This is a genomic window from Actinacidiphila cocklensis, from assembly GCF_907177275.1.
Lineage (GTDB): Bacteria > Actinomycetota > Actinomycetes > Streptomycetales > Streptomycetaceae > Actinacidiphila > Actinacidiphila cocklensis.
On sequence record NZ_CAJSLV010000001.1, the window covers coordinates 272,236 to 298,877 of the forward strand.

Annotated in this window: 20 protein-coding genes and 1 pseudogene; 10 read left to right on the forward strand and 11 right to left on the reverse strand. The window is 72.4% G+C overall.

Translation table 11 applies throughout. The annotated features are described in order from the left end of the window. From NFU81_RS01065 to NFU81_RS01075, 3 genes are all read left to right on the forward strand, one after another. On the forward strand, positions 1 to 1,563 hold the full coding sequence (locus NFU81_RS01065; RefSeq protein WP_251483787.1) for an aldehyde dehydrogenase family protein: 1,563 nt from the start codon (positions 1 to 3) through the stop codon (positions 1,561 to 1,563). Further along, the gene (locus tag NFU81_RS01070; protein WP_251484090.1) at positions 1,560 to 2,663 is read left to right on the forward strand and encodes an NAD(P)-dependent alcohol dehydrogenase; all 1,104 of its coding nucleotides are present in this window, start codon (positions 1,560 to 1,562) and stop codon (positions 2,661 to 2,663) included. The genes NFU81_RS01065 and NFU81_RS01070 overlap by 4 nt, the downstream gene beginning before the upstream one ends. An 83-nt stretch (positions 2,664 to 2,746) precedes the next feature. Next, complete coding sequence (locus NFU81_RS01075) at positions 2,747 to 3,655, forward strand: class I SAM-dependent methyltransferase (RefSeq protein WP_251483789.1); 909 nt, start codon at positions 2,747 to 2,749, stop codon at positions 3,653 to 3,655. 95 nt (positions 3,656 to 3,750) lie between these two features. On the opposite strand, the gene NFU81_RS01080 is transcribed toward NFU81_RS01075, so the two are convergent. Beyond that, entirely contained in the window at positions 3,751 to 4,110 is a 360-nt protein-coding gene (locus NFU81_RS01080) for an LppX_LprAFG lipoprotein (RefSeq protein WP_251483792.1), read from the reverse strand. Positions 4,111 to 4,322: 212 nt separating this feature from the next. Between NFU81_RS01080 and NFU81_RS01085 the strand changes: the two genes are divergently transcribed. Beyond that, positions 4,323 to 4,532, forward strand: a complete 210-nt coding sequence (locus tag NFU81_RS01085; protein WP_251483795.1) for a PASTA domain-containing protein — start codon at positions 4,323 to 4,325, stop codon at positions 4,530 to 4,532. 76 nt (positions 4,533 to 4,608) lie between these two features. Here the strand turns inward: NFU81_RS01085 and NFU81_RS01090 are convergent, their stop codons facing one another. Beyond that, entirely contained in the window at positions 4,609 to 5,265 is a 657-nt protein-coding gene (locus tag NFU81_RS01090) for a class F sortase (RefSeq protein ID WP_422665122.1), read from the reverse strand. Between the two features lie 225 nt (positions 5,266 to 5,490). Then, positions 5,491 to 6,408, reverse strand: a complete 918-nt coding sequence (locus NFU81_RS01095; protein WP_251484105.1) for a hypothetical protein — start codon at positions 6,406 to 6,408, stop codon at positions 5,491 to 5,493. A gap of 236 nt (positions 6,409 to 6,644) precedes the next feature. Between NFU81_RS01095 and NFU81_RS01100 the strand changes: the two genes are divergently transcribed. After that, positions 6,645 to 7,250: a hypothetical protein gene (locus NFU81_RS01100; RefSeq protein WP_251483801.1), complete on the forward strand. Its 606-nt coding sequence runs from the start codon at positions 6,645 to 6,647 to the stop codon at positions 7,248 to 7,250. Positions 7,251 to 7,362: 112 nt separating this feature from the next. On the opposite strand, the gene NFU81_RS01105 is transcribed toward NFU81_RS01100, so the two are convergent. After that, positions 7,363 to 10,653 (reverse strand): S8 family peptidase, encoded by a 3,291-nt coding sequence (locus NFU81_RS01105; protein WP_251483803.1) that lies wholly within the window; start codon positions 10,651 to 10,653, stop codon positions 7,363 to 7,365. Positions 10,654 to 11,041: 388 nt separating this feature from the next. Continuing rightward, on the reverse strand, positions 11,042 to 11,608 hold the full coding sequence (locus NFU81_RS01110) for a fascin domain-containing protein (RefSeq protein WP_251483805.1): 567 nt from the start codon (positions 11,606 to 11,608) through the stop codon (positions 11,042 to 11,044). A 258-nt stretch (positions 11,609 to 11,866) separates the two neighbouring features. On the opposite strand from NFU81_RS01110, the gene NFU81_RS01115 reads away from it, so the two are divergent. Further along, complete coding sequence (locus NFU81_RS01115; protein ID WP_251483807.1) at positions 11,867 to 12,424, forward strand: RICIN domain-containing protein; 558 nt, start codon at positions 11,867 to 11,869, stop codon at positions 12,422 to 12,424. A 117-nt stretch (positions 12,425 to 12,541) separates the two neighbouring features. Here the strand turns inward: NFU81_RS01115 and NFU81_RS01120 are convergent, their stop codons facing one another. The 3 genes from NFU81_RS01120 to NFU81_RS01130 all read right to left on the reverse strand — a co-directional run bounded on the left by NFU81_RS01120 (position 12,542) and on the right by NFU81_RS01130 (position 16,034). Then, on the reverse strand, positions 12,542 to 13,468 hold the full coding sequence (locus tag NFU81_RS01120; RefSeq protein ID WP_308208250.1) for a hypothetical protein: 927 nt from the start codon (positions 13,466 to 13,468) through the stop codon (positions 12,542 to 12,544). A 476-nt stretch (positions 13,469 to 13,944) separates the two neighbouring features. Beyond that, the gene (locus tag NFU81_RS01125; protein ID WP_251483811.1) at positions 13,945 to 14,949 is read right to left on the reverse strand and encodes a YdcF family protein; all 1,005 of its coding nucleotides are present in this window, start codon (positions 14,947 to 14,949) and stop codon (positions 13,945 to 13,947) included. Positions 14,950 to 15,065: 116 nt separating this feature from the next. Further along, positions 15,066 to 16,034, reverse strand: coding sequence for a winged helix-turn-helix transcriptional regulator (locus NFU81_RS01130; protein ID WP_251483813.1), 969 nt, complete (start codon positions 16,032 to 16,034; stop codon positions 15,066 to 15,068). A gap of 342 nt (positions 16,035 to 16,376) precedes the next feature. Between NFU81_RS01130 and NFU81_RS01135 the strand changes: the two genes are divergently transcribed. Further along, positions 16,377 to 20,219 carry a carboxypeptidase regulatory-like domain-containing protein gene (locus NFU81_RS01135; RefSeq protein WP_422665123.1) on the forward strand — a complete coding sequence of 1,281 codons (3,843 nt, stop codon included), beginning with the start codon at positions 16,377 to 16,379 and terminating at the stop codon, positions 20,217 to 20,219. A gap of 95 nt (positions 20,220 to 20,314) precedes the next feature. On the opposite strand, the gene NFU81_RS01140 is transcribed toward NFU81_RS01135, so the two are convergent. After that, on the reverse strand, positions 20,315 to 20,710 hold the full coding sequence (locus tag NFU81_RS01140; protein WP_251483819.1) for a VOC family protein: 396 nt from the start codon (positions 20,708 to 20,710) through the stop codon (positions 20,315 to 20,317). 93 nt (positions 20,711 to 20,803) lie between these two features. Here NFU81_RS01140 and NFU81_RS01145 point away from each other — a divergent pair, with 93 nt between their 5' ends. From NFU81_RS01145 to NFU81_RS01155, 3 genes and pseudogenes are all read left to right on the forward strand, one after another. Continuing rightward, positions 20,804 to 21,259 (forward strand): VOC family protein, encoded by a 456-nt coding sequence (locus tag NFU81_RS01145; RefSeq protein WP_251483822.1) that lies wholly within the window; start codon positions 20,804 to 20,806, stop codon positions 21,257 to 21,259. A 225-nt stretch (positions 21,260 to 21,484) separates the two neighbouring features. After that, positions 21,485 to 24,283, forward strand: a pseudogene (locus NFU81_RS01150) (AAA family ATPase). 153 nt (positions 24,284 to 24,436) lie between these two features. Next, on the forward strand, positions 24,437 to 24,919 hold the full coding sequence (locus NFU81_RS01155; protein WP_251483825.1) for an SRPBCC family protein: 483 nt from the start codon (positions 24,437 to 24,439) through the stop codon (positions 24,917 to 24,919). Positions 24,920 to 24,992: 73 nt separating this feature from the next. Here NFU81_RS01155 and NFU81_RS01160 read toward each other — a convergent pair whose 3' ends face one another. Together NFU81_RS01160 and NFU81_RS01165 are read right to left on the reverse strand one after the other, a co-directional pair. Next, a complete protein-coding gene (locus NFU81_RS01160; protein ID WP_251483827.1) occupies positions 24,993 to 25,919 on the reverse strand; it encodes an alpha/beta hydrolase in 927 nt (308 codons plus the stop codon). Between the two features lie 96 nt (positions 25,920 to 26,015). After that, the gene (locus NFU81_RS01165; RefSeq protein WP_251483829.1) at positions 26,016 to 26,606 is read right to left on the reverse strand and encodes a DUF308 domain-containing protein; all 591 of its coding nucleotides are present in this window, start codon (positions 26,604 to 26,606) and stop codon (positions 26,016 to 26,018) included. Between the last annotated feature and the right edge of the window lie 36 nt (positions 26,607 to 26,642).

A 26,642-nucleotide genomic window follows, 5' to 3' on the forward strand; every position in this document is an offset into this window, starting at 1 on the left:
ATGCCGAGTCATCAGTCGCCGCCCGGGCAGGAAGCCCGCGGGGCGCAGGAGTTCAGCGGCGCGCAGGAAGCCCGCGGGGCGCCCGAGGCCCGTCGCGCGCCGGAAGCCCGGAGCGGACCCGAACCGGTCGGCCCGTCCGAGGCCCGTCGCGCGCCCGAAGCCCGCGGTGAGCGCTTCGCGGTCGTCGATCCCGCCACGGGGGAGGCGTTCGACGAGGCTCCCGACCAGCGGCCGGACGAGCTGGACGCCGTCGTCGACCGGGCACACGCGGCCTGGCGCGGCTGGCGGAGCGACCCCGCGGCCCGCACCGCCGCGCTGCTCGCGGCGGCCGGCGCGGTGGAGGCGGCCCGTGCCGACCTCGCGCCGCTGCTCACCCGCGAGCAGGGCAAGCCCCTGGCCGAGTCGTACGCGGAGATCGCCCGCGTGGCGGCCCGCCTGCGCTACTTCGCCGAACTGGACCCCGGGCGCGTGCCGATCACCGACGGCCGGCCGGTGCGCAGCGAGGTCCGCTGGCGCCCGCTCGGGCCGGTCGCGGGGATCGTCCCGTGGAACTTCCCGCTGCAGCTCGCGTCCGCGAAGTTCGCGCCCGCGCTGGCCGCGGGGAACACGGTGGTGCTCAAACCGTCGCCGTTCACGCCGCTGGCCACACGGCTGCTGGTGTCGGTCGTCGCGGCCGCCCTGCCCGCGGACGTCCTGACGGTGGTCACCGGCCGCGAACCCCTCGGCGCCCGCCTCGCGGCCCACCCGGGCATCCGCCATGTGACCTTCACCGGTTCGATTCCCACCGGGCGGGCCGTCGCGGCCGGCGCGGCGGCCTCGCTCGCCCGGGTCACCCTGGAGCTGGGCGGCAACGACGCCGCCATCCTGCTGGACGACGTGGACGTCGAGCGGATCGCGGACCGGCTGTTCTGGGCGGCGTTCCGCAACTGCGGGCAGGTCTGCATGGCGGTCAAACGCGTCTACGCCCCGGCCCGGCTGTACTCCCAGGTGGTCGAGGCTCTCGCGCAGCGCGCGAAGTCCGTCGTCGTCGGCGCGGGGCTCGACCCGGACTCGCAGCTGGGGCCGCTGAACAACGCCCCCCAGCTGGCCCGGGTGGAGAGCTGCACCGCCGGCGCGCTCGCGGACGGTGCCAGGGCCGCGGCCGGGGGCCACCGGCTCGACCGTCCTGGCTACTTCTTCGCCCCGACGGTCCTCGCCGATGTCCGCCCCGGCAGCCCGGTGGTGGTCGAGGAGCAGTTCGGGCCGGTCCTGCCGGTGCTGCCGTACGGGAACCTCGACGAGGCCGTCGCGGCCGCCAACGGCACCGGCTTCGGGCTGGGCGGCTCGGTCTGGGCGACCGACCTGGACCGGGCCGAGGCGGTGGCCGGCCGGCTGGAGTGCGGCACGGCCTGGATCAACCACCACGCCGAACTGTCCCTCGCCCAGCCCTTCGCGGGCACCAAGGAGAGCGGCGTCGGTGTCGCGGGCGGGCCGTGGGGGCTGTACGGGAACCTCCAGCCGTTCGTCCTGCACCGCCCGCTGGAAGCGGCGGAGGCCGAGGCCGAGGTGGTGGCGTGGCGCTGAGGTTCGAGGCGGCGGTGCTGCGCTCGTACGAGAGCCGGTTCGCCGTCGAGGAGGTGGTGCTGGACTCGGGACCGGCCGACGGCGAGGTCCTGGTGCGGGTCGCGGGCAGCGGGATGTGCAGGACCGATCTCGCGGTGCGGCGTTCGGCGGGCCGCTCGCCGCTGCCCGCGGTGCTCGGGCACGAGGGGGCCGGGGTCGTCGTGGAGACGGGCGGGCCGGACACCGGGCTGAGCGCCGGTGACCACGTCGTGCTGAGCTTCGACTCCTGCGGGCGCTGCCGGAACTGCACGGCCGCGGCCCCCGCGTACTGCGACTCCTTCGCGTCGCTCAACCTCTTCGGCGGCCGCACGGAGAACGCGGCGCGGTTCACCGACGCGGCAGGGGGCGAGCTGGCGCCCCGGTGGTTCGGGCAGTCCTCGTTCGCCGACTACGCGATGGTCCCGGCCCGCAACGCCGTCCGGGTCGACCCGTCGCTGCCCCTGGAACTGCTCGGGCCGCTCGGCTGCGGGTTCCTCACCGGTGCGGGCGCGGTCTTCCACTCCTTCGGCGTGGGTGCGGGCGACACCGTCGCGGTCTTCGGAGCGGGCGCGGTGGGCCTGGCGGCGGTGATGGCGGCCACCGCCGCCGGGGCGGTGACCGTGGCCGTCGACCGGTACCCCGAACGGCTGGCCCTCGCCGAGCGGCTGGGTGCGACCGCGCTGCACGCCGACCCGGCGGGACTGCCCGACCGCGTCCGGCAACTGACCGACGGCGGCGCGCAGTTCGCGCTGGACACCACCGGCTCGGACCGGCTGATCAACGACGCGCTGCGGGCACTGCGCCCGCGCGGCCACCTCGGGCTGGTGGCGCGGCTGCACGGCACGCTGCCGCTGGAGGCGGGGACGCTGGACCGGGGGCGGCGGATCTCCCACATCTGCGAGGGGGACGCGGTGCCGGGGCTGCTCATCCCGCGGCTGATCGGCCTGTGGCGGGCCGGGCGGTTTCCGTTCGACGAGCTGATCCGCACGTATCCGCTCGACGGCATCAACGAGGCCGAACGCGACTGCGACGCGGGCCGGGTGGTCAAGCCCGTGCTCATCCCGCAGGGGAGGGGGCGGTGAGGGGGCAGGGCGCGGGCCGTGCCGTCCCCCGCGGTCCGCGGGCCATCCGACAGGCGGGTCTCACTCGTACCAAAGGAGCACACATGGTCGGCACGACACAGCAGAACACCGGTGTGGAGGACGTACAGGGAGGCGTCGGCCTGACCGCGCTCCTGGTCGCCGCCGCACGGGCGATCGAGACCTACCGGACCGACACCCTGGCCCAGGACCCCTATGCGGAACACTTCGTGCGGGCCGCACCGGCGTGCGCGGACTGGCCGCTGCGCATCGAGCAGGTCCCGGACGGCGACACGAACCCGCTGTGGGGACGGTTCGCCCGCTACTTCGGGCTGCGGACGAGAGTCCTCGACGACTTCCTGTACCGCTCGGTGCGCGACGCCGGGGCACGCCAGGTGGTCCTGCTCGGGGCGGGGCTGGACACGCGGGCGTACCGGCTCGACTGGCCGGACGGCTGCGTGGTCTTCGAGATCGACAGGGACGGGGTGCTGGCGTTCAAGCACCGGGTCCTCACCGGACTGGCCGCCGCCCCGAAGGCGGCGCGCGTGCCGGTCCCGGTCGATCTGCGCGACGACTGGGTCGGGGCGCTGACCGGCGCCGGCTTCGACGCGGCCGCACCGAGCGTCTGGCTCGCCGAGGGCCTGCTGTTCTACCTGCCGCACGCCGCCGAGACGTACCTGATCGACATGGTGGACCGGTTGACCACGGCGGGCGGCGCCCTGGCGTTCGAGGTCAAGCTCGAGAGGGACCTGCTGGAGTACCGCGACAGCCCGCTCTACGTCTCGACGCACCGGCAGATCGGCATCGACCTGCTCACCCTGTTCGACCGGCAGCCCCGGCCCGACTCCGCGGGCGCCCTGTCGGTCAAGGGCTGGTCCACCTCGGTCCGCACCCCCTTCGAGTTCACCCGCCTGCACGGCCGCGGCCCGCTGCCCGAGCACAACGACGCGCTGGAGGGCAACCGCTGGGTGTTCGCACACAAGCCCCGCCCGTGACGCCACGGACCTCGCGGCGGCGCGGCTCCGGCGACGGCGAGAGGCCCCGGCAGGACGCCGACGAGCAGCCGCGCGGTGGGCGATGCCGCCGTGTGTCAGCCCGGGAGGATGCCGCTGATCGTCGTGGCGGGTGCGACGGCCACGGCTGTCGGTGCGGCCACCGTCACCGGGCGTCCCAGGTCGGACAGGGTCATCGTGACGGTCGCGCTCTGGTTCTCCAGGTTGCAGGTCGTACGGGTATGGACGACGCGGCCGGCCCGATCCACCCAGACGTCCGCGTCCAGCCCTCCGAGGCCGTTGCTCATCGCGGTCACCTGCTGTCGAATGTTCGCCGCCATCCGCAGCGTCAGCGCGTCGCGACCGAGCGAGCCCGAGTAGTGCGTGGTGGAGGTGCCGTCGATCCTGGCCGGGGTCCCCATCGACACCTGGTCCAGCATGGCGATCTGCTGGAGCACGAACTCCGGGTCGATGAGCGGCGCGCGCAGCAGGTAGTGCGCCTGTGCCTCGGCGCGGACTTCGTCGAGTACGGAGTCCGCCGCCGGAGCCGGGCTCGGTGTGACCCGTCACGACCTCGAAGGCCAAGCCGAGCGCCGGCATCGGGGCGGTCGCCTTCGGCGAAGCGTGCCCGGCGCAAGACGAGGGCGCGCCCGAGGCGGTGGACTCCCCGATGCCCGATCTCGTGGGCAGGAACGCCGATATCGCCCGCACGGCTCCGCGGGCCGCGGACCACGTCAGCGTCGTCGACCTCGCCACGGGCCGGCCCGCACTGCTCTACTCCGCCTACAAGGTGTGCGGCCGGTCCCCGAAGCCTGGGGCGGAGATGTCCGGTCAGCCGGTGACGCTCAGGGCGATCGGCACCTGCGAGGACTGCCCGTAGCCCGGGCCGGAGGCAGGAAGGCCGGGACGTCGTGGACGTTGGCGTGCTCGGCGTAACACCGTCCAAGGACAGGCGGTCAGCGTGTCGGTGGCGGGGCGGCGTCGCTCAGGGTGGCGTAGATGATGATGTTGTCGGGGTGATGTCCGGACTGCAGGTCGCCGCCGCAGGTGATGACCCGCAGTTCGGGGTCGGCGGTGTCGCCGTAGACCTGCTGTGTGGGGAAGTGCTCCTTGCTGACCTGCTGCAAGGAGCGCACGGTGAAGTGGGCGACGGAGCCGTCGGCGCGGGTGACGGTGATCGTGTCGCCCGGGTGCACCTTCGCCACGTTCCTCAGGACCGCGGGTCCCTCGACGGTGTCGAAGTGCCCGATCAGCACGGCCGGTCCGGTCTCGCCGGGCGTGACACCGCCGCGGTACCAGCCGATGCGGTCGGCCTGCGCCACGGACGGCACCTGCACCGTCCCGTCGGGGGCCAGGCCCAGCCGCAGCACCGGGCCGGCGTCCACGCCGGCGGACGGTATCTGCACCCGGACGGGCAGCGAGCGCGGCATGGCCGCGGGTGGCGGGGCGCTGGTGGCGGGGGCCGCAGAAGCGGGGGCGGGCGCTGGGGTGGAGGCCGCGATGTTCGCCCCCCGGTCGTGCCGTGCCACCTCGTCCGCGCCGGCCCCCAGGCCGCTGACGGCCATCCAGATGCCCGCGGCCGCCGCGACCAGGGCCGGCGGTGCCGCCCACATGACGCGGCGCCGGAACGACCGGGCGGCGGGATCGGTGAAGGTGTCCGGGACGCCGGGCGGACCCGCCGGGCCGGTCGGGCCGTCCGGGTCGGCCTGGGAAGGCGTGTTCATGGTTGCTTCCTGGGTGTTGTCTTGCTGGACACGGATTCGGGACCCGCGGACGAGCGGGTGCGGGCCGCCCCTTGCCGGGGGCGGCCCGCCTCGTACACCGGCAGCTGCCGGCTGTCACCTGCCCGCGTCAGCCGCGCGCCGGCGCCGCGTCACCACGAAGCCCAGCGCGGCCGCGGACGCCACCGCGAGAGCCCCGCCCCCGGCCACCAGCGAGGTGTTGCCGTGCCCGACGCCCGTGGCGCCGGCCGCAACGGCGCCGGCGGGAACGGCCGAGGTCTGCGGGGCCGCGCTCCCGGTCGTCGCGACCGGTGCCGGCTTCGCGGTGTTCGCGCAGTCCTCGGGAAGCTTCGGGAAGGGGTTGCTGCGCCACAGGGCCGACCCGCCCTCGCTGACGTCGAGGAAGAGCGGAGCCGTGCTGTCGGGGTGCTTGATCATCATCCCGTTCGGGCCGTCCACCGGGTGTGCCCGGTCCACCGTCGACACCGCCTTGCCCTTGGAGTTCTTCAGTACGGCCTTCGGCCCCGCGGGGCTCATGCTCAGGTCGACCGTCATCTCCCCGAAGACCGAGCCGATCGTCTGGGTCACCGTGCAGCCGTTGCGGGTCTCCTTGCCGGTCCCCGCGCCGCTGTCCGTGCACCCCTTGGGAAGCCTGGGGAAGGGGGTGCTGCGCCACGGCGTCGACCCGCCCTCGTTGCGGTAGAGGAAGAGCGAACCCGCGATGTTGGGGTACTTGATCATCATCCCGTTCGGGCCGTCCACCGGGTGTGCCCGGTCCACCGTCGACACCGCCTTGCCCTTGGAGTTCTTCAGTACGGCCTTCGGCCCCGCGGGGCCGATACTCAGGTCGACCGTCATCTCCCCGAAGATCGACATCGTCTTCGTCGCGGTGCAGCTGTCGGAAGTGGTTCCCGCGGCGGGAGCGGCGGTGCTCCCGGTGTCCGCGAAGGCGGCGGCGGACGGCAGAAGGAGCGCGCCGGCCAGCGCGGCGGTGGTGGTGGCGGCACGCAGTGCGGTACGGCGGTGCGGAAGCATGACAGACACAGGAATCCCCCCCAGGGATACGTACATGGATGGTTGAACCGCAAGTTCACCGCTCCCGGCCCCCCGACCGGTCCTGCGGGCTTGCGATGACTGAAGTGTGTCAGCCCGATGACCCCGTACCGGTCCGGGAACCGTCACCGCCGCGTAACACCCGGCCGGCGGCCCGGCCCGCAACCGCGTCGGACCCTGCCGCGTCGCACACGTAAAGACGCGGGGGAGGGGCGGTCATGAGTGGAGCCGATGCGGTGAACGGTCCGGGCGCGGAGCTGTTCGGCCTGTCGACGGTCGTCGTGGCAGAGCCCCGGCGGTGCCTCTTCGGTACGTACAAGGGTCCGTGGCTGGAACTGTGCGACTCCGGCGGTACGCCGCTGGCCTACGTCGAGATCGGGACGCCGAGCCGCCGGTACACGGTGGTGACCCGGGGCGGCGGCATCGTCCTGCGGATCGAGGTGGACACCAGGCTGTTGCGCTTCGGACGCCCCCACTTCCGGCTCACCGACGCCCAGGGCGCCGCCGTGGGGACGGTGCAGTCGCGGAAGGTGCTCCCGCGTGCGTTCGCGCTGGAGCTGCGGTCGGCGGACGGAGCCGGGCTCCTGCTGTCACGGACCGCTCCCGCGAGCCCGCGGTGGACCGTCGGCGAGGGCGAACCCAGAACGTCTCCCGCCCTCGGCCGGGTGACGTCCTCGTCCTTCGGCCCGCTCCGCGCCTTCCAGCGCTACGTCGTGGAACTCGGCGACGAACTCGGGCCGGCCCAGAGGGAGCTCGTCGTGTGCTCCGTCGTCTGCCTGCACGTGGTCCGCCGGGCACTCGGCGGCTCGCCCGCCCCGGCCTGACCCACGGCCCGTGCGACGTGCACCGGCCGCCAGGACCACGAACGGGTCCTGGCGGCCGGCGCGCGATGACTCACACCCGGCTCACCGCTGCCGGTTTCCGGACGCCCCCGGGCTACTTGGTCAGATACGCGTTGTAGATCGCCTGGGAGAGGGTGTTGCCCTTCTTGTCGGTGACGTCGGCCCTGAGGGAGACTCCCTTGCCGGCCTTGGGGTTCGCCACCGTCACCTGGCCGTTCTTGACCGTGAGGTGCTTCCAGTGCCTGCCGCCGTCGAAGGAGACCCACACCTTCAGCGACGTGAGGTTCCTTCCCGCGGCCGAACCCTGGACGGAGACCGGCACCTTGACGCTCGCCCCGGCCCTGGAAGTGCTCGCGGTGCTCAGCGCCGGGCTGAACTTCACCGCGGAGGCGGGCAGTCGGGCCTCGTCCGCGGTCTTCCTGGAAGAGAAGGTCCACGTCGCCGTGACCTTGGTGCTGACCGCCGCGACACCACTGCGGGTCACCGACGTGGTGAGCTTGTACCTCGCGGCCGCCGCGGGCACGGTGAACGGCTCGCCGGTCAGCGGGTCCTCGTTGCTGCCGACCTTCTTGCCGTTGCGGTAGAGGGTGGTCACCACCGTGTCGTAGGCGGAGGCGCCGATCTGGCCCGTGCCGTCCGCGAACAGCGGGAGGTAGCCGTAGATCTCGTTCCCGCGCCGGTACAGACCGGTGGTGCCGTCGATCTTCGGGCCGAAGACGCCGACGTTGAAGGTCTTGGCGTAGCTCCTGCCCGCCGTGTACGTACTGTCGGCGGTCCTGTACTCCGCCTCGAACTGCTCACCGGCGCTGTCGAGCTGGTCGAACTCGAAGGCCCACCGCACCGAAGGGCCGCCGTTGACGTACGCGGTGGTGGTGACCGGCAGGCCCTCCGTGAAGCCGACCGCGTTGGAGCCCGCGCCGCCCGTTGCCGTGCCGAAGACCAGGAGCACGCCCTTCTTGCCCTTCACCGAGGTGCCGACCGCGACCTTGATCCTGGCCAGTTCTGCGGCCTTGGCGTGTCTGACGTAGCCGGTCGCCAGCGTGGTCCTGCCGGCGCCGTACGCGAGGTCGTAGCGCTTGTGGCCGTTCGTCCAGGTGCCCGCGAACGACTCGTGCAGGGTGCCGGCGGCGACGGCGGGGCCGAGGTGCGCGGTGCGGAAGTTGGCGTAACTGTCCAGCCACATCCCGATGTCGAGGGTGAAGTCCGGGGTCTCGACGGAGAAGTCGGGCGCCGCGAACCTGGCGACGGCCGCGTAGTCCGGGACGGTGAGGTCGACCGGCCGCGCGGTGCGTGCGTCGACCGTGACCTCGGTGGTGTGGTCGACGGTCAGGTCCGGCTGGTTGATCCAGTCGCCGCCCTCCCACGTGGTGCCGTCACCGACGTAGACGGTGCTGCTGAGCATGTAACGGCCCTTGGGCACGCGGATCGTGGCGGTGCCGTCGGCGCCGTACACCGGGATGAACTGGCCTGCCAGGTCACCGGACATCGGGAACAGCGCGGTGTCGTAGGCGCCGGTGGCCTTCCCCAGCCGGTCCAGGTGCTTGACCGTGACGTCGTACGACTCGACCTCGCGTGTCACGCCCGCCGCGGTGCGGACGGTCTGGCCGTCGGCCGAGGTGGCGGTGATGAACGCGGTGTAGGCGCCGTCGACGCTGCCGCCGAGCGTGGTGTCCACGGTGACGTCGACGCTCGCCGAACCCCCGGCGGGCACCGTCACCGAATCGGCGGAGAGGGTGAAGAAACCGGCGGGCGCGGTCTGTTGCCGCGGGTCCGTGCCCTTCACCGCGAGCGCGAGGGCGACGGCCTGGCTGCCGGTGTTGGTGTAGGTGAGCGTCCTGGTCTGCTTGGGGTCGTCTCCGTGCGGCCAGACGGCCGTGGCGTAACTCAGGCTGGTGGAGCCGGACTTCGCCGTGACGGTCTGCTTGACGGCCTTGCCCAGGTCGACCTGGCCGGTGCCCTGCTCGAACGGCGAGTATCCGGCGCCGCTGTCGGTGGTCGCGGCGACCAGCGCGGCCTTGATCTGCTGGCCGGTCCAGTCCGGGTGCTCCTGCGCCAGGTCGGCGGCGGCGCCCGCGACATGCGGGGTGGCCATCGACGTACCCGAGATCGTCAGATAGCCCGGCGGGTTCTCGCCGACCTCCTGGTCGATGACCGAGCCGGGAGCGGCGGCCGCGGTGATGTCGACGCCTGGCGCGGTCACATCCGGCTTGACGGCGTCGTCGCCGACGCGCGGGCCGCGCGAGGAGAAGTCGGCCAGTGCGCTGTCCTTGTCGACCGCGCCGACGGTCAGGGCGGCGTCCGCGCTGCCCGGCGAGCCGACCGTCCCGGCGGCGGAGCCGTCGTTGCCGGCCGCGATGACGAACAGCGTGCCGTAGTCCGCGGACAGGGTGTCGACGGCCGACTCCAGCACGTCGGTGCCGGGGGTGTCGGTGCCGCCGAGGCTTAGATTGGCGATCTTCGCCCCGGACTCGGCGGCCCACTCCAGGCCCGCCAGGATGTTGGAGTCGTCGCCGAAGCCGTCGTCGTCCAGCACCTTGCCCGAGATGATCTTCGCGCCGGGTGCGACGCCCTTGTACGTGCCGCCGGACTGCGCGCCGGTGCCCGCCGCTATGGACGCGACGTGCGTGCCGTGCCCGAAGTGGTCGTCCGGATTGTCGGCGGTGGAGAAGTTCTGCACGTCGGTCACCTGGCCCGCCAGGTCCCGGTGGTCCTTGTCGACACCGGTGTCGAGCACGGCGATCTTCACGCCGGTGCCGTCGTAGCCGGCGTTCCACGCGCTCGGCGCGCCGATCTGCTGACGGCTCCAGTCGAGGCTCGACGCCTTCTGCACCGCGTCCAGCCAGACCTTCTTCAGGCCCGGCTCCGCGGCCGCGTACGGCGTGCCCTTGGCCGGCGCGTTCGTCAGCGCCTGCCAGACATCGGCGGTGCGGCCCGCCGGCGCCGTCACGGCCTCGGCGTCGAGCGTGCCGTACGTGCGCGTGACCCTGGCCCCGTCGGCCCGGTGCAGATCGGCCTTCGCGGCGGAACCCGCGCCCTGGTAGCTGACGATGTACCGGAGGCCGTGCGCCTGCGCCTTGCGGTACTCCGGCCGGTTCAGTGTCGTGACGTCGAACAGCCGCCGGTCGACGCGCCCCTGGTCGATCAGCCGCACCGCGTCCAGCGGCAGCGCGTACGCGTGCCCCTGCGCGGTCCGTAACTCGACGGGGATGTGCTCGCGTCCCTTGCCGTGCTGCAGCGCGACCGGCTTGCCGTCGGCGCTCACGCCGACCCGGTCACCGGTGATGAGGGTGACCCAGCTCTTCGCCCCGGCCCCCTCGGCCTTCTCCGGCGCCGACGCCCTGGCGCTCTGCGCCGGACGCTCACCGGTGGCTCCCGCGGGCGCCACGGCCCCTGCGGTCAGCGCCGCCGCCGCCCCTACCGCGAGCGCTGCAGCCCGCGTCTTTCGCCAACTCTTGTGCAACTGAGTCCCCTTGTGCCGTGATCTGGACACATGGGAGTCGCTGTCGAGGCACCGAGCATCCGTGATGTTCCCCCCACGAACCATCCCCCCACAGAACCCCCCGTTCGTCTACGCAGTATGTGAGGGCTATCTCAAGGTTCGCAAGAGCCACATACGGAACATGCGCTTCAGCCCGACCCCGGCTCGACTCCGGTTTCCGGGTGCTTCGGGGTCCGGTCGCGGATCAGGAACCTCGCTCGGCTGCCGGCCGGGCGGCCTGTCCCTGCCCCGTTGCCTGGGTAGGGACAGCCGCGGTGTTCCTCGCGGTTCGGTGTCAGCCGGCGATGAGGTCGAACTCCTCCCAGGGGCCGATCGCGGTCCGGTTGGCGATCAGCGCCGCCGCGCCGGCGTTCTCGGCTGTGACGAGGTGCTGGTTGTTGTAGGTGCGGAAGCTGACGCTGCCGTCGGGGTTGTGGAGGAGGTAGAACGTCTCCCACGGGCCGGGGCCACCGCGGTTCGCGATCAGCGGTGAGTTCCCCTTGTCCTCGTCGGCGGTGACCCACTGGTTGTCGGAACGCGCCTTCAGGTTCACGGTGCCGTTGTTGTTGGCGACCATGGTGAAGGTCTCGCTCGTGCCGACCGAGGTGGCGTCGGCGATGAGCGAGGTGGTGCTGTTCGCCGCGTCGACGTACTTGCCGTTGGCGTGGGCCTTGAGGCTGATCACGGACTCGGTGGGCGGCGGGAACGTGGTGGTGTTGTTCGTGTAGCCGGACGCGGTGATGCCGGCCTGCACGGCGTTCTCGGTCGCGTCGGTCGGGAAGCCCTTCGCCGGGCGCGGTCGGAGGTCGCCGGTTGCTGCTCGACGAGCAGCGACCGGCGGTGTTTCCGTGTGGCGCAGCACGCATGTTCAGCTGGCTCTAGGCGTAAGTCAAGACCGAAGTTCCCCGGTGACGGAGATGTTGGGAGAACTTTGGGATAAAGCCAGCCCCGGTGAGGCGGACCCTTATGTACAAAGCGAGCGGAACGGGTTGAGGGGTCGTCACCTCGCTGATCCGCTGAGCGGAACAGCGCTCGACCGGCGAATCCCGGCGCGGCACGGTACGTGCAGGTGCTCCACAACGGAGCGCCGAGACTGCGCATCGGAGTTCGGGAGAGAACTATGAAGAGTCGAACCATGTGGGGCACCGTCGTGGCCGTCGTCGGCCTGGCCGTTGGCTGCGGCGGGTTCGCCGGCACGGCGCAGGCCGCCGACGCCAAGGCCCCGGTCGCGGTGCGGCCGGCCGCCGCCGGGTTCTTCGAGATCGTCAACGACCACGCGGGCAAGTGTGCGGAGGTGGACGGCAACGGGGCCGGTGCGCTCGGCACGCTCATCCACGAGTGGTCCTGCGACGGAGAGGACAACCAGTGGTGGGCGCCGACGAGCGTCGGTTCCGACGGCTTCTTCACGTTGACGAACAGGGGGAGCGGCTTCTGCATGAACGTCAAGAACGGCGTGGCATTCGACGGAGCGCTCATCGACCAGCAGAACTGCGACTCCTCCAAGCCCGGCCAGTTATGGAAGCTGCAGGCCTCCGGCCTCGCCGGCCACCTTCAGCTGGCCTCCGGGTTCGCGGGCGAATGCCTCGCACTGAGCCCCAACACGTCCCAGAACGGCACCAAGGTCGTGATCAGCGCCTGCAGCACCAGTAGCGCGAAGCTCTGGCACTTCGACTCCTGAGGCGCGCCCGGTACCTCGGCGTGACGGCACCCCGGAGGCTCACATGGCCTTCGGGGCGCCGTGGTCGCCGGTCCCGCGCCGTCGGGCTTCCGCAGCCGGCCCGGGCGGGCCTGAGGCTCACGTACGGCTGGCTACTCCGCAGGTGCCGGGCTTGTCCAACGGCTTGCTGCGGTCGTACGGGTCCGTGACAGGCCCGGAGGGGTTCACGCCCGAGTTCTCGGACGGCGAGGGATGCAGGTAGCCGTCGTGCTCGCAGCCCGAGCCGCCGAAGTAGGCGTCGATCCTGACGAGCTGCACCTTTCCTGGCGCCCCCCGCGGGTACCACTGCGTGTCCACCACGCGCCGCGCGATGAGCCGCTGCACCGTCCCGTCACCGTTTCCGGCCTTCGTGAAGGCGTAGACGTAGGTGTAGTCGGTGTGCACCCGTACGGACTCGTGGTCGGACTTGGTGAACGTCATCCGCCCGCGGACCTTGATCACGTCGCCCACGAGCCGGACCTCGTGGGGGTCGTAGCGGGTCAACCACACGGTCGGATCGGTCTTGGCGCTCGGTGAGCTCAGGGCGGCCTTCACCCGGGCGGGTCCGCCGTTGATCGGGTCGACCACGTGCAGGGCCGCGTCCGGATAGCCGCCGCGCAGTTCCGCCGGGTCGAGGTTCGTGCCCACCAGGTATGCCTTCGTCGCGCGCAGGGCGGCGTCGACCTGCCGCGCTGTCACATCGCCGACCTTCTCGGCGTGCGGCAGCACGATGGCGTCCGCGCCGGCGGCCCAGTTGAGGGCAGGGGACCCCGCGAAGGGGTGACTCGTGGTGGGGATGTCGGGGTCAGCGGCGGCATCCGGTGCGGCGGTCGGCTGCGCGGTCTCGGGTGTGAGCGGCGTGCTGTCGGAGGAGTCCTCGTGGCTGCCGGACGAGTTCCCATGACCGAGGACCAGGGAGCGTGCGCCCGACGGGTTGATCGCGACCAGCGCCAGCGCCGCCACCGCCGCGACGATCAGCAGGGTGCGTATTCGGTCCCGCCACGGCCCTCGCCGGCCCCGCTGCATGTCCTGCCAGGCAGGTCCGGTCCGCCACCCTTCCGGCTCCTGGGGCCGGCGCCCCTTGCCGCCCCTCCACCGCGGCTTCGAGCGCCGCGCGCGTTCCGCTCTCTCCGCATCCTCGCGCCGCAACCTCTCGGTCACCATGCGGGCGCGGGCCGAGGGTTCCTTGGGCGCACTCGCCCGGATCCTGCCGGCGGTGTCCTTGGTGAACTCTTCCCACACGGCGTCAGGAAGGCTGGGCGGCTCGTCGTCTTCCTCACGCGGAGGCGGAGGTGCAGTTGTCATTTGATGCCCTTGATCTCACGGGAAGTCGGCAGACATTACCGCATGGAGCAGCGGCTGCCGCACGGCGCCTGAGCAGCGCGGAGGCTCACCGCGCCTGCCGGCGCCGGCCGTGGCGGCGCCGACCGCACCCGCGGTCGTGGGGACGGCTGGAAGGGCAGCCCTGCGCGGCGTACCCGATACCGCCGATCCGCCGGCGGTCAGCCGAGCCACCAGATCGCTCCTCCGCCGAGGAAGAACAGGAGGCAGAAGGCGAGGTTGGTGCGGCGGTAGGTGAGGAAGATCGCGGCGAACTCGCGGATCATTGCGCTGGGCCAGAAGTACGCGGCCGTGGGGGAACCGACCACGTAGCCCCTGACTCCCGCCCTGCGAGCGGCCAGCGCCGCGCGGAAGGCGTGGTAGTTGTTCGTCACGATCACGCAGCGGTAGTCGGGGTTCGCGCTCTCCATGATCCTCCTGCTGAACCGCAGGTTCTCCTCCGTGGTGGTGGAGCGGTCCTCGCGCTCGATCAACTCGGCCGGGACGCCGCGTTCGACGAGGTAGTCCGCCATCGCGTGCGACTCGGGGACCTTCTCGTCAGGCCCCTGCCCGCCGGAGGTGAGGAGCACCGGCTGCCGGCCGCGCCGTGACTGCCGGGCGTGGACGGCGCGGGCACGTTCCAGCCGGCTGGCCAGCAGCGGTGGCACCGTGGCTCCGCCGGCGAGGCCCGAGCCGAGTACCACCACGTAGTCGGCCCTTCGGGGCGGATTCAGGCGGCCGTAGAGAAATGCGTAGACGACGAAGCAGAGAAACAGGAAGGCCACGTAGCCGGTCAGGGCGACGGCAGTTCCGGTCACTGCCGCCAGGGTGCGGTTGCGCAGGATCAGCGTGGCGACCAGCAGGACGAGCAGCGCCACCAGGGCGACACCCGCGAGCAGGGACAGCAGGTTGGCGGGGCGCGTGCCCTCCTTGCGCACCATGACGGTGCCGTTGGAGATCAGGAACCACGCCAGGGTGACGATGCCGAGCGCCACGACGAGCAGCAGCGCGATGGCCAGGTTCCTGCCCAGCACCGGGTGCGTCCGGTGGAGTTCGAAGAGCCACGCGCTGCCGGCGAAGAGGAAGGTCAGCCCCAGGAGAACGGCGTTGCTGAACCGGCGGCGCTCGTGGACGACGCCGGCGCAGAACATCAGGAGACACAAGAGCGCCGGAGCGTAGGCCAACATGTGCACATAGTAGGCAGACGCCGCCGGGCGCCGGCCGCGGGTGACGCCGGGCAGGCAGGGGCGGGCGACGGGATGCGGGGGTGCACGGGAAGGAGTTGGGGGTCTCGGCCCGAGCGTCAGATCCAGCCGCGCTTGGCGGCTTCCGTGCCCATCTGGAAGCGGGTGTCGAGGCCGAGGCGGGAGGCGATCGCGGCGATGCGGCGGGTCACGGTGCGGGTGCTCGTGCCCAACTGGCGGGCGATCGCCTGGTCCTTGTAGCCCGCCTGCAGCATCTTCAGCAGCAGGAGGTCGTCCGCGCCCGGCTGGTCGGTGGTCTCCGGGGCCGTCGAGATGACGGGCTGCGCCCGCTGCCAGTAGGTGTCGAACAGCTCCAGGATCGCGTCGAGCAGGCCCGACTGGTGGACGACGGCGATCCGGTCGTACCGCCCTCCGATCAGCGCGAGCAGCGCGACACGGCGGTCCATGATCCGCAGCCTGAACGGCAGGGCGGGCAGGAACCGGGCCTGCTCGCCGAGGCCGGCGAGGCGGGTGATGAGCTGGAACCTGCCGGGCAGCTCCAGTGCCTCCGGGGTGTAGACGGACCGTATCTCGATGCCGCGGCCCAGCAGGTCCCTGGTGAAGTCCTCCTCCAACTCCACGGTGTACGGGCCGAGGTACGGGGGCCGGTCGAGGACGTCGAAGTGGGTGCGCATCGACTGCGTCAGCTCGGCCACCCGCAGGGTGACCGCCTCCTCGCCGGTGATCACCTCCACCAGCTCGCTCGGATCCCCCTGCAGCCGGGTGGCGCGGTACTCGCTCGCCAGGTCGTCGACCGCGTCCCACACCGAGGTGAACGCCGCCTCGGTATCGGCTCGCCGCCTGGCGACCAGCGCGCTCAACGCGGTCCGCGGGCTGACCGGCCGGTACTGGCCCTGCCCTTCCCTGCGTAGCACGCCCAGTTCGACCAGCCGGGCCACCGCGTGCCGGATCCGGCTGGACGTGGTGCCTAGGTGTTCGGCGATCTCCCGCGCCGACCGGTCCGGCTTGGCGAGATACGCGCGGTAGACCCGTTCGTCGAACTCGCTGATCCCCAGGGCACCGAGCACCGGTCGTCCTCCTGCTCGTCACCGGCCGGCAGGCCGGCGGCCCCGTCATGGCGCGATCCGCCAAGTGGCGATACCAGACACGAGTTTGATCTATACATCTGCTGGCCACAAGCCTTAACTCTGATCGTTGACGCCAGGCGGTTGCGCCGTCCCGGAACCCCGCGAACGGTCCACACCGTCGCCCACCCGGTCCCACGCCGATCCGTCCCCTCATCCGACGTGTCCGCAACGAAAACCGTGCCGCGCCCCCAACACAGGGAGTCGAACGTGTTCCAACCCAGGAAGAGGGACGGCGGAACCCGCGCCCTCGATCTGTTGATCGCCGTGTCCAGCGCGGCCGTGATCGCCGTGCTGGGCCTCCAGTCACCCGCTCGCGCGGCGCCTTCCACGGCCACGGCGCCCGCCGCCCCCGCTTCCGCCTCCGCGGACCAGCGCCTCCCCTTCGAACCGGCCTGTGCCACGCCCGCGAAGGGCGACGCCGCGTGCTACGCCCTCCGCCGCACCGACGTCAAGCCCGTCGAGGGGCTGCGGTCCGCCGTGGACACCCCTGTCGGCTACGGACCCGCCGACCTGCAGGACGCCTACGCGCTGCCCGAAGGCGGCGGCACCGGACAGACCGTGGCCATCGTCGACGCCTTCGACGACCCCGCCGCGGAAGCCGACCTCGCCGTGTACCGCGAGCAGTACGGGCTGCCGGCGTGCACGTCGGACACCGGCTGCTTCCGCAAGGTCGACCAGCGCGGCGGCACCGACTACCCGGAACCGAACACCGATTGGGCCGGCGAGATATCGCTGGACCTGGACATGGTCTCCGCGGTCGCGCCCAACGCGCGCATCCTGCTGGTCGAGGCCGACGACAACGGCCTCGACAGCCTCGGCGCGGCGGTCGACGAGGCGGTCGCGCTCGGCGCCAAGTACGTCTCCAACTCCTACGGTTCGGACTACACGCAGGGCAGCGGTGAGGACCCCGCAGAGGCGACGGCGTACGACCCCCACTACAACCACCCCGGTGTGGCCGTGGTCGCCTCGTCGGGTGACTACGGCATGGGGGTGGCCTACCCCGCCTCCTCGCAGTACGTGACGTCGGTCGGCGGCACCTCGCTGGTCCGTGCCCCGGGCACCGCCCGCGGCTGGTCCGAGGCCGCCTGGAACAGCGCCGGTTCCGGCTGCTCGGCCTATGAGCCCAAGCCGGCGTTCCAGAAGGACACCGGCTGCCCGAACCGCTCCGTCGCCGACGTCTCCGCCGTCGCCGACCAGGACACCGGTGTCGCGGTCTACCAGACCTACGGAACCAGCGGCTGGCAGGTCTACGGCGGCACCAGCGTCTCGGCGCCCATCATCGCCGGCGTCTACGCCGTCGCGGGCACTCCGGTCCCCGGTACGTACCCCAACTCCTATCCCTACGCGACCTCCGGGGCCGGGCTCAACGACGTGACCGGCGGCAGCAACGGCAGTTGCGATCCGGCCTACCTGTGCAACGGCACCGCCGGCTACGACGGCCCGACCGGCCTGGGCACCCCCAAGGGCCTGGCGGCGTTCCGCAGCGGCCCGCACGGCGACCTGTCCGGCACCGTCACCGACCGGGCCACCGGCAGGCCGGTGGCGGGAGCGGCCGTCACGGTCGGCGACTCGGCCGTCCGGACCGACGCCAAGGGCGCGTACTCGCTGACGCTGCCGGTCGGCAGCTATGACGTCGCCGTCGACGCCTTCGCCTACGCCACCGGCACCGCCAAGTCCGTGGCGGTCGCGGACGGCGCCACGCTGACGAGGAACTTCGCGCTGTCGCCGCTGCCCAGCCAGACGATCTCCGGCAAGGTGACCGACGGTTCCGGCCACGGCTGGCCGCTCTACGCCAGGATCACCGCCGACGGCGTGCCCGGCGGCCCGGTGTGGACCGACCCGGCCACCGGCGCGTACACCATGACCCTGCCCCGGGGGCACGACTACACCCTGCACGTCACGGCCTCCCTGCCCGGATACCAGGGGGTCGACAAGACCGTCACCTTCGGCGACGTCCGCAGGACCGTGAACCTGTCCGTGCCGACGGACCCCTGGCAGGCCACGGCCGCCGGCTACGCCGTGCATCTGGCCGGTCCCACCGAGGGCTTCACCTCCAGCACCGCCGCACCGACGGGCTGGAGCGTCGTCAACGCCGACGGCACCACCGGCGGCTGGGAGTTCGACGACCCCCACGCGCGGGGCAACAGGACCGGCGGTGACGGTGCGTTCGCCATCGCCGACAGCGGCCACTTCGGCTACGGCGCCTTCCAGGACACCCAGCTGATCAGCCCGGTGTACGACCTGAGCCACGCATCGGTCCCCGAGCTCGCCTTCAACACCATGTACCAGAACTACCCCGAGCAGACGATCGAGGTGGACGCCACCGACGACGGCGGCGCCACCTGGAAGAACGTCTGGTCCACGACCATCGGGACGGTCGGCCCCGGCCGGATCGAGGTGCCGCTCACCGACTACGCCGGCAAGCCGGGTGTGCGACTGCGCTTCCACTACACCGCCTCCTGGGGCGAGTTCTGGGGAGTCGACAACGTCTTCGTCGGCCAGCGCGACTACACCCCCACCCCGGGCGGCCTGGTCGTGGGCACGGTGGCGGACGTCAACACCGGCAGCGGCCTGATCGGCGCCACGGTCACCAGCCAGGACGACCCCGCCGTGACCGCGACGACGGTCGCCACCCCGGACGACCCGAAGCTCGGGGACGGCTACTACTCCCTCTTCTCCCCTGAGACGGGCAAGCGCGACCTCGCGGTGGCGAAGCGCCCCTACACCGCGCTGTCCGAGAAGGTGAAGGTGGCGGCCGACAGCACGGTCTCCGCGTCCTACAAGCTCAAGGCCGGCCGGCTGCAGGTCACGTCGGACCCGATCAGCGCATCGGTCGGCTGGGGCGGACGGACCACCCGGAAACTGACGGTCAGGAACACCGGCGGCGCTCCGGCGACCCTGCGGGTGGGAGAGAGGTCCGGCGCCCCGCACGCCGCCGCCGTCCAGGGCGCACCGCTGCAGCGCACCAAGGGGGACTTCTCCCCGCTGCCCCTGACGGCCGGTCCCGCCGCACCGAAGGCCGCGGCGAACGCCGTGCCGTCCGGTGGCGTCTGGGAGAGCGCACCCGCCTTCCCGCAGAGCGTCGCAGACAACGCGGCCGGCGCGTACGGCGGCAAGATCTACTCGGCCGACGGGTACATGGACAACGGGCCGAGCAGCGACCTCTACGCCCTGGACCCGTCCACCGGCAGCTGGACCCAGCTGGCCGGCGCGCAGGACCGCAGGACCGCCCCCGCCCACGGCTTCATCAACGGCAGGTTCTACGTCGCGGGCGGCTTCGGGCTCTTCGGCGACCCCGACCCCAAGACGGAGATCTACGACCCCGCCGCCAACACCTGGACCACCGGCGCACCCGCACCCCGGCCCTACGGCGGAGCGGGCACCGCGACGCTCGACGGCAAGCTGTACACGGTCGGCGGCTGCGAGGCGTACATCTGCCACACCACCGACGCCAGCGTCTACGATCCGGCCACCGACAGCTGGTCGGCGATCGCCTCGTACCCGGAGAAGGTCGCCTGGGAGTCGTGCGCGGGCATCGACGGCAACCTCTACTGCGCCGGGGGCGTGGCACAGACCGACGGGGTGCCGGGGAACCAGCCGATCAAGCACGCCTACGTCTACGACCCCGACGCCGACAGCTGGTCCCGGCTTCCCGACATGCCGATCCCGCTGTGGGGTTCGAGCTACACGTCCGCCAACGGCCTGCTGGTCGTCTCCAGCGGCGTCAGCGGAACCCTCGTCACCAACCAGGGCTTCGCGTTCGACCCGCAGACCGGCGGCTGGAGCGTGCTGCCCAACGCCCCCACCGCGACCTATCGCAGCGGCAGCGCCCTGGGCCTGTACAAGTTCGGCGGCCCGGACAGCGACAACGGGGTGGCGAACACGGTGGAGCACCTCCCCGGATACGACCAGCAGGACCGGGCCGAGGTCAGCTGGCTCAGCGAGTCCAGGAGCCGGATCACCCTGCAGCCCGGTGCGAGCGTGACCGTCACCGTCACGCTGGACTCCGACGTCCCGGAGATCATGCAGCCCGGTGAGTACGACGCCCAACTGGTGTTCAGCAGCGACACCCCCTATGTGGTGCCGCCGGTCGCCGTGGCCCTCCACGTCGCCGAGCGCTGGTAGTTCCGGCACCACGGAAAGGGCGGGCCGGTTCCTCGGAACCGGCCCGCCCGCCGTCGCTGCGGCACCGCCGGCCAGATGCGGACCAGAACCGCGGCCTAGTCCTGCGGTGCCAGGGTGCGCAGGACGTCGAACTCGTTGCCCTCGGGGTCGGCCATGACGACCCAGTTCCGGTCCGGGCCCTGGCCCACGTCCGTCGTGGTGGCGCCGAGGCCGAGCAGTCTGGTCACCTCGTCCTCGGTGCTGCCGTCGATCGGACTGACGTCGAGATGGAGCCGGTTCTTGACGGTCTTGCCCTCGGGCACGCGGATGAACACCAGGGTGGGCGGCATCTGGCGGGCACGGACCTCCTCCACGGTCGGCACCCAGGAGCCGATCTCGACCTTGTCCCCGCTCCGGTCGATCACCTCGAAGTCCAAGACCTCGCACCAGAAGGCCGCGAGCCTCTCCGGATCGTGGCAGTCGACGGTCAGCTCGGTGAACCTGCTTGTCATGCTTCTCCCCGGTAGTTCGGACGGGGCTCAGCGTAGGACGCGGGCCGGCGGATCCGGGGATCGTCTGTCAGACCTGTCTGGGACGCTCCGAGCATGGAGATGACAGTGCAGGTGACGATCGACTGCTCCGATCCGCAGCGAATGGTGGCTTTCTGGGCCGAGGCCCTGGGCTACGTACCTGAGCCTCCGCCCGGCGGGCACGCGACGTGGCGTGCCTACTGGGCGGCGGTGGGGGTGCCCGAGGCGGAGTTGCCCGACGGTGCCGGGGACATTCCGGAGTCGATCATCGACCCCGCCGGAGGGGGACCAAGGGTGTGGTTCCAGCAGGTCCCTGAGCCGAAGGTCGCCAAGAACCGCTGGCACTTCGACCTGAAGGTCGGCGGGGGCCGTGACGTCCCGCTGGACGTCCGCACGCAGCGGGTCGATGCCGCGGTGGAGCGCCTCGTCAAGGCTGGTGCCACCGTGCTGCGGATCAAGGATGAGCCGGACACGGGGCTCTACGCCGCCGCCATGCAGGACCCCGAGGGCAACGAATTCGACGTCGTGTAGAGGCCACCCGCCTCGGCTCGCTGCCACGGACACCGCTTCTTCCGGTGTCCTCCCGCGCGGATGCCGCCGGCAGGTCGGAGCTGCCGCCGTCCCGGTGCGGCTCGATGAGGTCGGCCGAGGTCAGAGGCGCAATCCGGACATCCTCTAGACTCGGGCCCTGGCGCTGTCGCAGCCAGGTCGGCAGCGGACCCGGGCTGCGATGAGCCGGCCGTTGGAGGCAGCCCGATGAACGACATGGACCCGGGGGGCTGCCCTGCCTCCACGCGGCTGGTCGGTCGCGACGGGGACCTCTCGTTCATCCAGTCCTTCTTCGGCAACTCCGAGGTCCAGGGAGCGGCTCTGCTGCTCTCCGGCGAGGCGGGCGTGGGGAAGACCGCCGTGCTCGACGCCGTGGCGGCCGGCGCGGCGCGGGGCGGCGCCCGGGTCCTGCGCGCGGCCGGCGTGCAGTTCGAGGCCGACATCAGCTAGGCCGGACTCAACCAGCTGCTCGTCCCGCTGTTCGACGACTTCGACATCCTGGACGACGTCCACCGCGACGCCCTGCGGGTCGCGGTCGGCATCGGCAGCGGGCCGCCGCCCGACCGCCTCCTGACCTCCACCGCGGCGCTGCTGCTGCTCCGGATGATCTCCGTCCGCACCCCGCTGCTGATCGTGGTCGACGACCTGCCGTGGCTGGACCGGGCGACCAACGCCGTCCTCGGCTTCGTGGCCCGCCGGCTCATCGGCAGCCGTATCGGCTTCCTGGCCGCCTCCCGCGCGGGCGCCGTCAGCTTCTTCGAGCCCAGCGGCCTGAGCACCCGCCTGCTGGAGCCGCTGGACGACGCCTCGTCGGCCGAGTTGCTGGCCCTGGCCCACCCCGATGTCTCGCCCGCAGTACGGCGCCGCATCGCGGCCGAGGCCCGCGGCAACCCGCTCGCGCTGGTGGAGCTGCCCACCGCGCTCTCCACCGAGCAGCGCGCGGCCCTGGCGGCCGTGCCCGGCGTGCTGCCCCTGAGCGAACGGCTGCAGGCCATATTCGCCGAGCGGGTGGCCGGCCTGCCCGACCGCAGCCGCGAGATGCTGCTGATCGCCGCCCTCGACGGAACCGGCGACCTGGCCTGCGTCGAGGCCGCCACGGCCGGCCGCGGCTCCGTGGACGACCTCGCCCCCGCGGAGCGGAGCCGGCTGGTGACGGTCTCCGCGGACAACCAGCGGCTGTCCTTCCGGCATCCGCTGATCGGCTCCACCGTGGTGGATCTGGCGACCGCCTCGGAGCGCAGAAGAGCCCACCAGGCGCTCGCCGGCGTACTCGGCGACCAGCTGGAGCGCCGGGCCTGGCACCTGGGAGAGGCCGCCGTGGGCCGGGACGAGACGGTCGCCGCGCTGCTGGAGGAGGCCGCGCGGCGCCGGCTGCGGCGCGGCGACGCGCTCGGTGCGGTGTCCGCGCTCACCCGGGCCGCCGGGCTCAGCCCCGCGGCGGCCGACGAGAGCCGCCGGCTGGCCGAGGCGGCCTACGTCGGCGTGGACTCCGGCGGCGAGCTGGAGGACGCCTCGCGGCTGCTCGCCGGCGCCCAGCTGGCCCACCCCGCCACGGGGCGCGAGTCGCTGCACGCGGCGGCCGCGTCCGCGTTCCTCCTGATCAACAGGGACGGCGACATCGACACCGCGTACCGGCTCCTGGTCGGCGCGATCGAAGCCGGGGACCACGGCTACGACGCCTCGGACGCGGCCCTCGTCGAGGCTCTGCATCTGCTGGTGCTGCTGTGCTGGTACGGCGGTGACGCGACGTTGTGGCAGCCGCTGCTCGCGTTCATGGACCGGCTCACCCCCGCACCGCCCGAACTGCTCTGGGTGATCATCAGGACCTTCGGCGACCCGGCGCGCACCGGACCCGAGGCCCTGCCCCGGCTGACGAAGCTGATCGCCGCCCTCGGCGACGACCCCACCCAGGTGGTGCGCGTCGGCACCGCCGCGGTCTTCGCGGACCGCCTCGGGGAATTCCGGTGGGCCACCCGCCGGCTGGTGGAGCAGGGCCGCGCGGGCACCGCGCCCGTCCGCAGGTACCTGGGCGCGCTGATGCACCTCGGCCTGGACTACTTCCACCTGGGCAGGTGGGACGACGCCGCGGAGCTGGCGGCCGAGGGGCTGCGGCTGTGCGAGGACCACGACTACCGGTTCTACGCCTGGTACTTCCAGTACATCCAGGCGGCGGTGGCCGGTGTGCGGGGCGACGGGGAGACCAGTGCCGCGCTGACCGAGGAGATCATCCGCTGGGCGACACCGCGCGGGACCCACGGCGCGCGCTACTTCGCCTGCCACGCCCGGACGCTGGCCGCCCTCGGCAGCGGCGACTTCGAGACCGCGTACCAGCACGGCAGCGCTCTCAGCCCGCCGGGAACCGTCGCCCCCTACATCCCGATCGCCATGTGGGGCACGATGGATCTGGTCGAGGCGGCCATCAGGACCGGCCGGGAGAAGGAGGCAGCCGCCCACGCCGCCGCCATGCGCGACTCCGAGATGGCCGGTCTCTCGCCCCGGCTGGAGCTCCTGGTGCTGGCCTGCGAGGCGATGACCACGCCGGGGGAGGAGGCCGTCGCGCTCTTCGAGCGGGCACTGTCCCTGCCCGACCAGGAGCGCCGGCCCTTCGACGTCGCGCGCGTGCGGCTCTTCCACGGTGAGCGGCTGCGGCGGCTGCGTGCCACGGCGCAGGCCCGCGAACAACTGACGCAGGCGCTGGACGGGTTCCAGCGCCTGGGGGCCAGGCCCTGGGCGGAGCGCGCCGCGGCCGAGCTGCGCGCCAGCGGCCAGTCGGCGGCCGGCGCCCGCCTGGGAGCCGCGGCGCTGACCGCCCAGGAGCTGCAGATCGCCACGCTCGCGGCGACCGGACTGACCAACAAGCAGATCGCCGAACAGCTCTTCCTGTCCCATCGGACCATCGGCACGCATCTGTACCAGATCTATCCCAAGCTGGGCATCAGCTCGCGGGCCGCGCTGCGCGACGCGCTCTCCCGGCTCGAAGGGGCCTCCGGGAACGGCGAGGGCTGAGCGCGGCGGACGCGGACCGACGGGTTCGGCCCCGCTCAGTCATTCGACGTATGCCGTGCCCCGCGCCTGCGCGCACAGTGGACGCCGGGACGGCATGGACGGACCCCCGGTGGCCGCGTGGGATGCCACCCGGCACCACGAGAGGGGAACCGGATGGTCGGCGCGTCGGACAGCCATCCGGACATCCACTGGCCGGCCGGCTTCTCGCCGGACCAGGCACATGGCTTCTGCCGCGCGCAGGCCGTCGTGCACGCTCCGCCCAGTACGGCCTTCGCCCTGCTCACGGACGTGGCGCGATGGCCGGAATGGGTCCCGGGCGTCACCGAGGCGCGCACCGGGGCGGTCGCCGGCGCCTTCGCGGTGCGGTTCCACGACCACCCGTTCGAGATCTGCCTGGGAGAACACGTGCCGCACAGCCGGCTCGGCTGGTCGGGCATCGGCAGCGGTGTGCAGCTGTACCAGGCCTGGCTGCTCACCCCGGTCGCGGACGGCACCCTTGTGGTGACCGAGAACGTGGTCCGCGGCCCCGTCGCCAGGTCCATCGACGCGCTGGCCCCGGTGTGGACGGAGCGCCTGAACGTCCTGTGGCTCGCGCAGCTCAGGAGACGGCTGGGGAAGGCGGACGGCGGCGCCTGACGGGCGTCGTGCCCGCACGAAGGGGCCGGCAGCCTCCGCTGCCGGCCCCTTCGCGCGCCGCTGTGCGGCGGGGTCAGCCCGCGGCGCCCAGGCGGGCGGTGTAGAAGCCGGTGAGCCTGGCGACCGCGGGGTCGACGCACTCCCGCTTGTCGTAGAGGTCGACGTGGCTCGCGCCCTCGATCCAGTGCAGCTCCTTGGGGCCGACGGCACGCTGGTGGACCTCGACCGCCATCCACGAGGTGACGGCCCGGGTGCCGACGATCTGCAGCAGCGGGCGGTCGCCGATCAGCGGAACGGCGTGGAAGGCGTCGAAGGCCGCCATCTTGTCGACGCTCTCCCAGACGAAGAACTTCGCCGACCGCTCGTGCGCCCCGCGGGGGGTGCAGTAGTACTCGAAGCCCTCCACGCCGTGCTCCCCGCCGAGTGCGCCGGCCTGCTCGGCCGTCTCCGGGAAGATCGGCAGCACCGCGGGCTCCACTCCGAGGGCGGCCGCGGTGCGGGCCTGGGCGGCGGCGTCCAGCATCCCCTGGAAGACGGCGAGGTCCTGGGCGCCGTCGGCGCCGAATCGGAACTGGCGGGCGATGTCGACGCCGCTGACGGTGGCCACCGCCTTGATCCGGTGGTCACCTCCGGTGGCGCTCAGCACGTAACCGCCCGAGGCGCAGATGCCCAGGGCGCCGATGCGGTCGGCGTCGACCTCACCGCGGGTGGTGAGGAAGGTGACCGCGGCCTTGAGGTCCTCCACCCGGTGAGCGGGGTCCTCAAGACCGCGCGGCAGACCACCGGACTCGCCCTGGAAGGCGGAGTCGAAGGCGAGCGCGACGAAGCCCTGCTCGGCCAGCCGGCCCGCGTACAGGCCGGCCGCCTGCTCCTTGACCCCGGTGCCGGGGTGGCCGACGACGACCGCGGGCCGCGGCCCCGCCGCCGGTGCGTCGGGGACGTAGAGGTGACCGGCCAGCTCGATGCCGGCGCTGTCGAAGGTGACACTGGTTCTGGCCATGAGGGCACTCTCCTGAAGATCACGCTGAAATCGGTGGCCGCCACACCGCTCGGTGGGCTCCGTGCCGCGGACGGACGGACGGCGGCGGTGCTGCTGTCAGGCGGTGCTGGTGCGTAGCTGGCGGGACTTCCAGCCCAGCAGCAGGGCCTGGAGGATGAACCACACCCCGCCGCCCGTGGCGTACACCGACAGCACGTCGAGCGAGGGGTTGTCGCCCGCCGCCTGGATGTTGTAGGTGATGCCGACCAGGAAGGACAGCGCGCCCGAGATCAGGGTCGGCCACTGCTTGCCCAGCTCGGGGCCGCGCCGCCGCACTCCCACGACCACCTGGGCGGCACCGGAGACGAGCGCCCAGGCGCCGAACACATGCAGCACCGGCGCCACGCCGCCGGCGCCGGCGAAACCGAGCGCGACGGCGGCCAGCGTGCTGAGCACCCCGTTGAACGCGATGACGCGGCGCTCCGAGCCGTCGGGGGTGGCGCGGTGGTCGATCAGCGAGGACACCGCGTCGATCAGCGGGTAGGCGACCAGCAGCGTGATCGCCGCCGCGTCGAGGTCCCCGTGGGCCTTGGCGAACGCCAGTGCCCACACCACGGCCAGGACACCGCGGCCCAGGTACAGCCTCCGCAGGGAGGAGCGTTCGCCCGCGCCCGCCGTGCTCGACGGCGCCGATGTCTGCGTGCTCATGTTGGTTCGGCCTTTCTCAGATCAGGGGTTGGTGGT

Excerpts from the sequence above, each read along its gene's own strand:
- NFU81_RS01065 (WP_251483787.1), top strand. The coding sequence starts at position 1 with ATGCCGAGTCATCAGTCGCCGCCCGGGCAGGAAGCCCGCGGGGCGCAG.
- NFU81_RS01075 (WP_251483789.1), top strand. The coding sequence starts at position 2,747 with ATGGTCGGCACGACACAGCAGAACACCGGTGTGGAGGACGTACAGGGA.
- NFU81_RS01085 (WP_251483795.1), top strand. The coding sequence starts at position 4,323 with ATGCCCGATCTCGTGGGCAGGAACGCCGATATCGCCCGCACGGCTCCG.
- NFU81_RS01090 (WP_422665122.1), bottom strand. The coding sequence starts at position 5,265 with ATGTGGGCGGCACCGCCGGCCCTGGTCGCGGCGGCCGCGGGCATCTGG.
- NFU81_RS01095 (WP_251484105.1), bottom strand. The coding sequence starts at position 6,408 with ATGCTTCCGCACCGCCGTACCGCACTGCGTGCCGCCACCACCACCGCC.
- NFU81_RS01100 (WP_251483801.1), top strand. The coding sequence starts at position 6,645 with ATGAGTGGAGCCGATGCGGTGAACGGTCCGGGCGCGGAGCTGTTCGGC.
- NFU81_RS01115 (WP_251483807.1), top strand. The coding sequence starts at position 11,867 with ATGAAGAGTCGAACCATGTGGGGCACCGTCGTGGCCGTCGTCGGCCTG.
- NFU81_RS01120 (WP_308208250.1), bottom strand. The coding sequence starts at position 13,468 with ATGCAGCGGGGCCGGCGAGGGCCGTGGCGGGACCGAATACGCACCCTG.
- NFU81_RS01125 (WP_251483811.1), bottom strand. The coding sequence starts at position 14,949 with ATGTTGGCCTACGCTCCGGCGCTCTTGTGTCTCCTGATGTTCTGCGCC.
- NFU81_RS01140 (WP_251483819.1), bottom strand. The coding sequence starts at position 20,710 with ATGACAAGCAGGTTCACCGAGCTGACCGTCGACTGCCACGATCCGGAG.
- NFU81_RS01145 (WP_251483822.1), top strand. The coding sequence starts at position 20,804 with ATGGAGATGACAGTGCAGGTGACGATCGACTGCTCCGATCCGCAGCGA.
- NFU81_RS01155 (WP_251483825.1), top strand. The coding sequence starts at position 24,437 with ATGGTCGGCGCGTCGGACAGCCATCCGGACATCCACTGGCCGGCCGGC.
- NFU81_RS01160 (WP_251483827.1), bottom strand. The coding sequence starts at position 25,919 with ATGGCCAGAACCAGTGTCACCTTCGACAGCGCCGGCATCGAGCTGGCC.
- NFU81_RS01165 (WP_251483829.1), bottom strand. The coding sequence starts at position 26,606 with ATGAGCACGCAGACATCGGCGCCGTCGAGCACGGCGGGCGCGGGCGAA.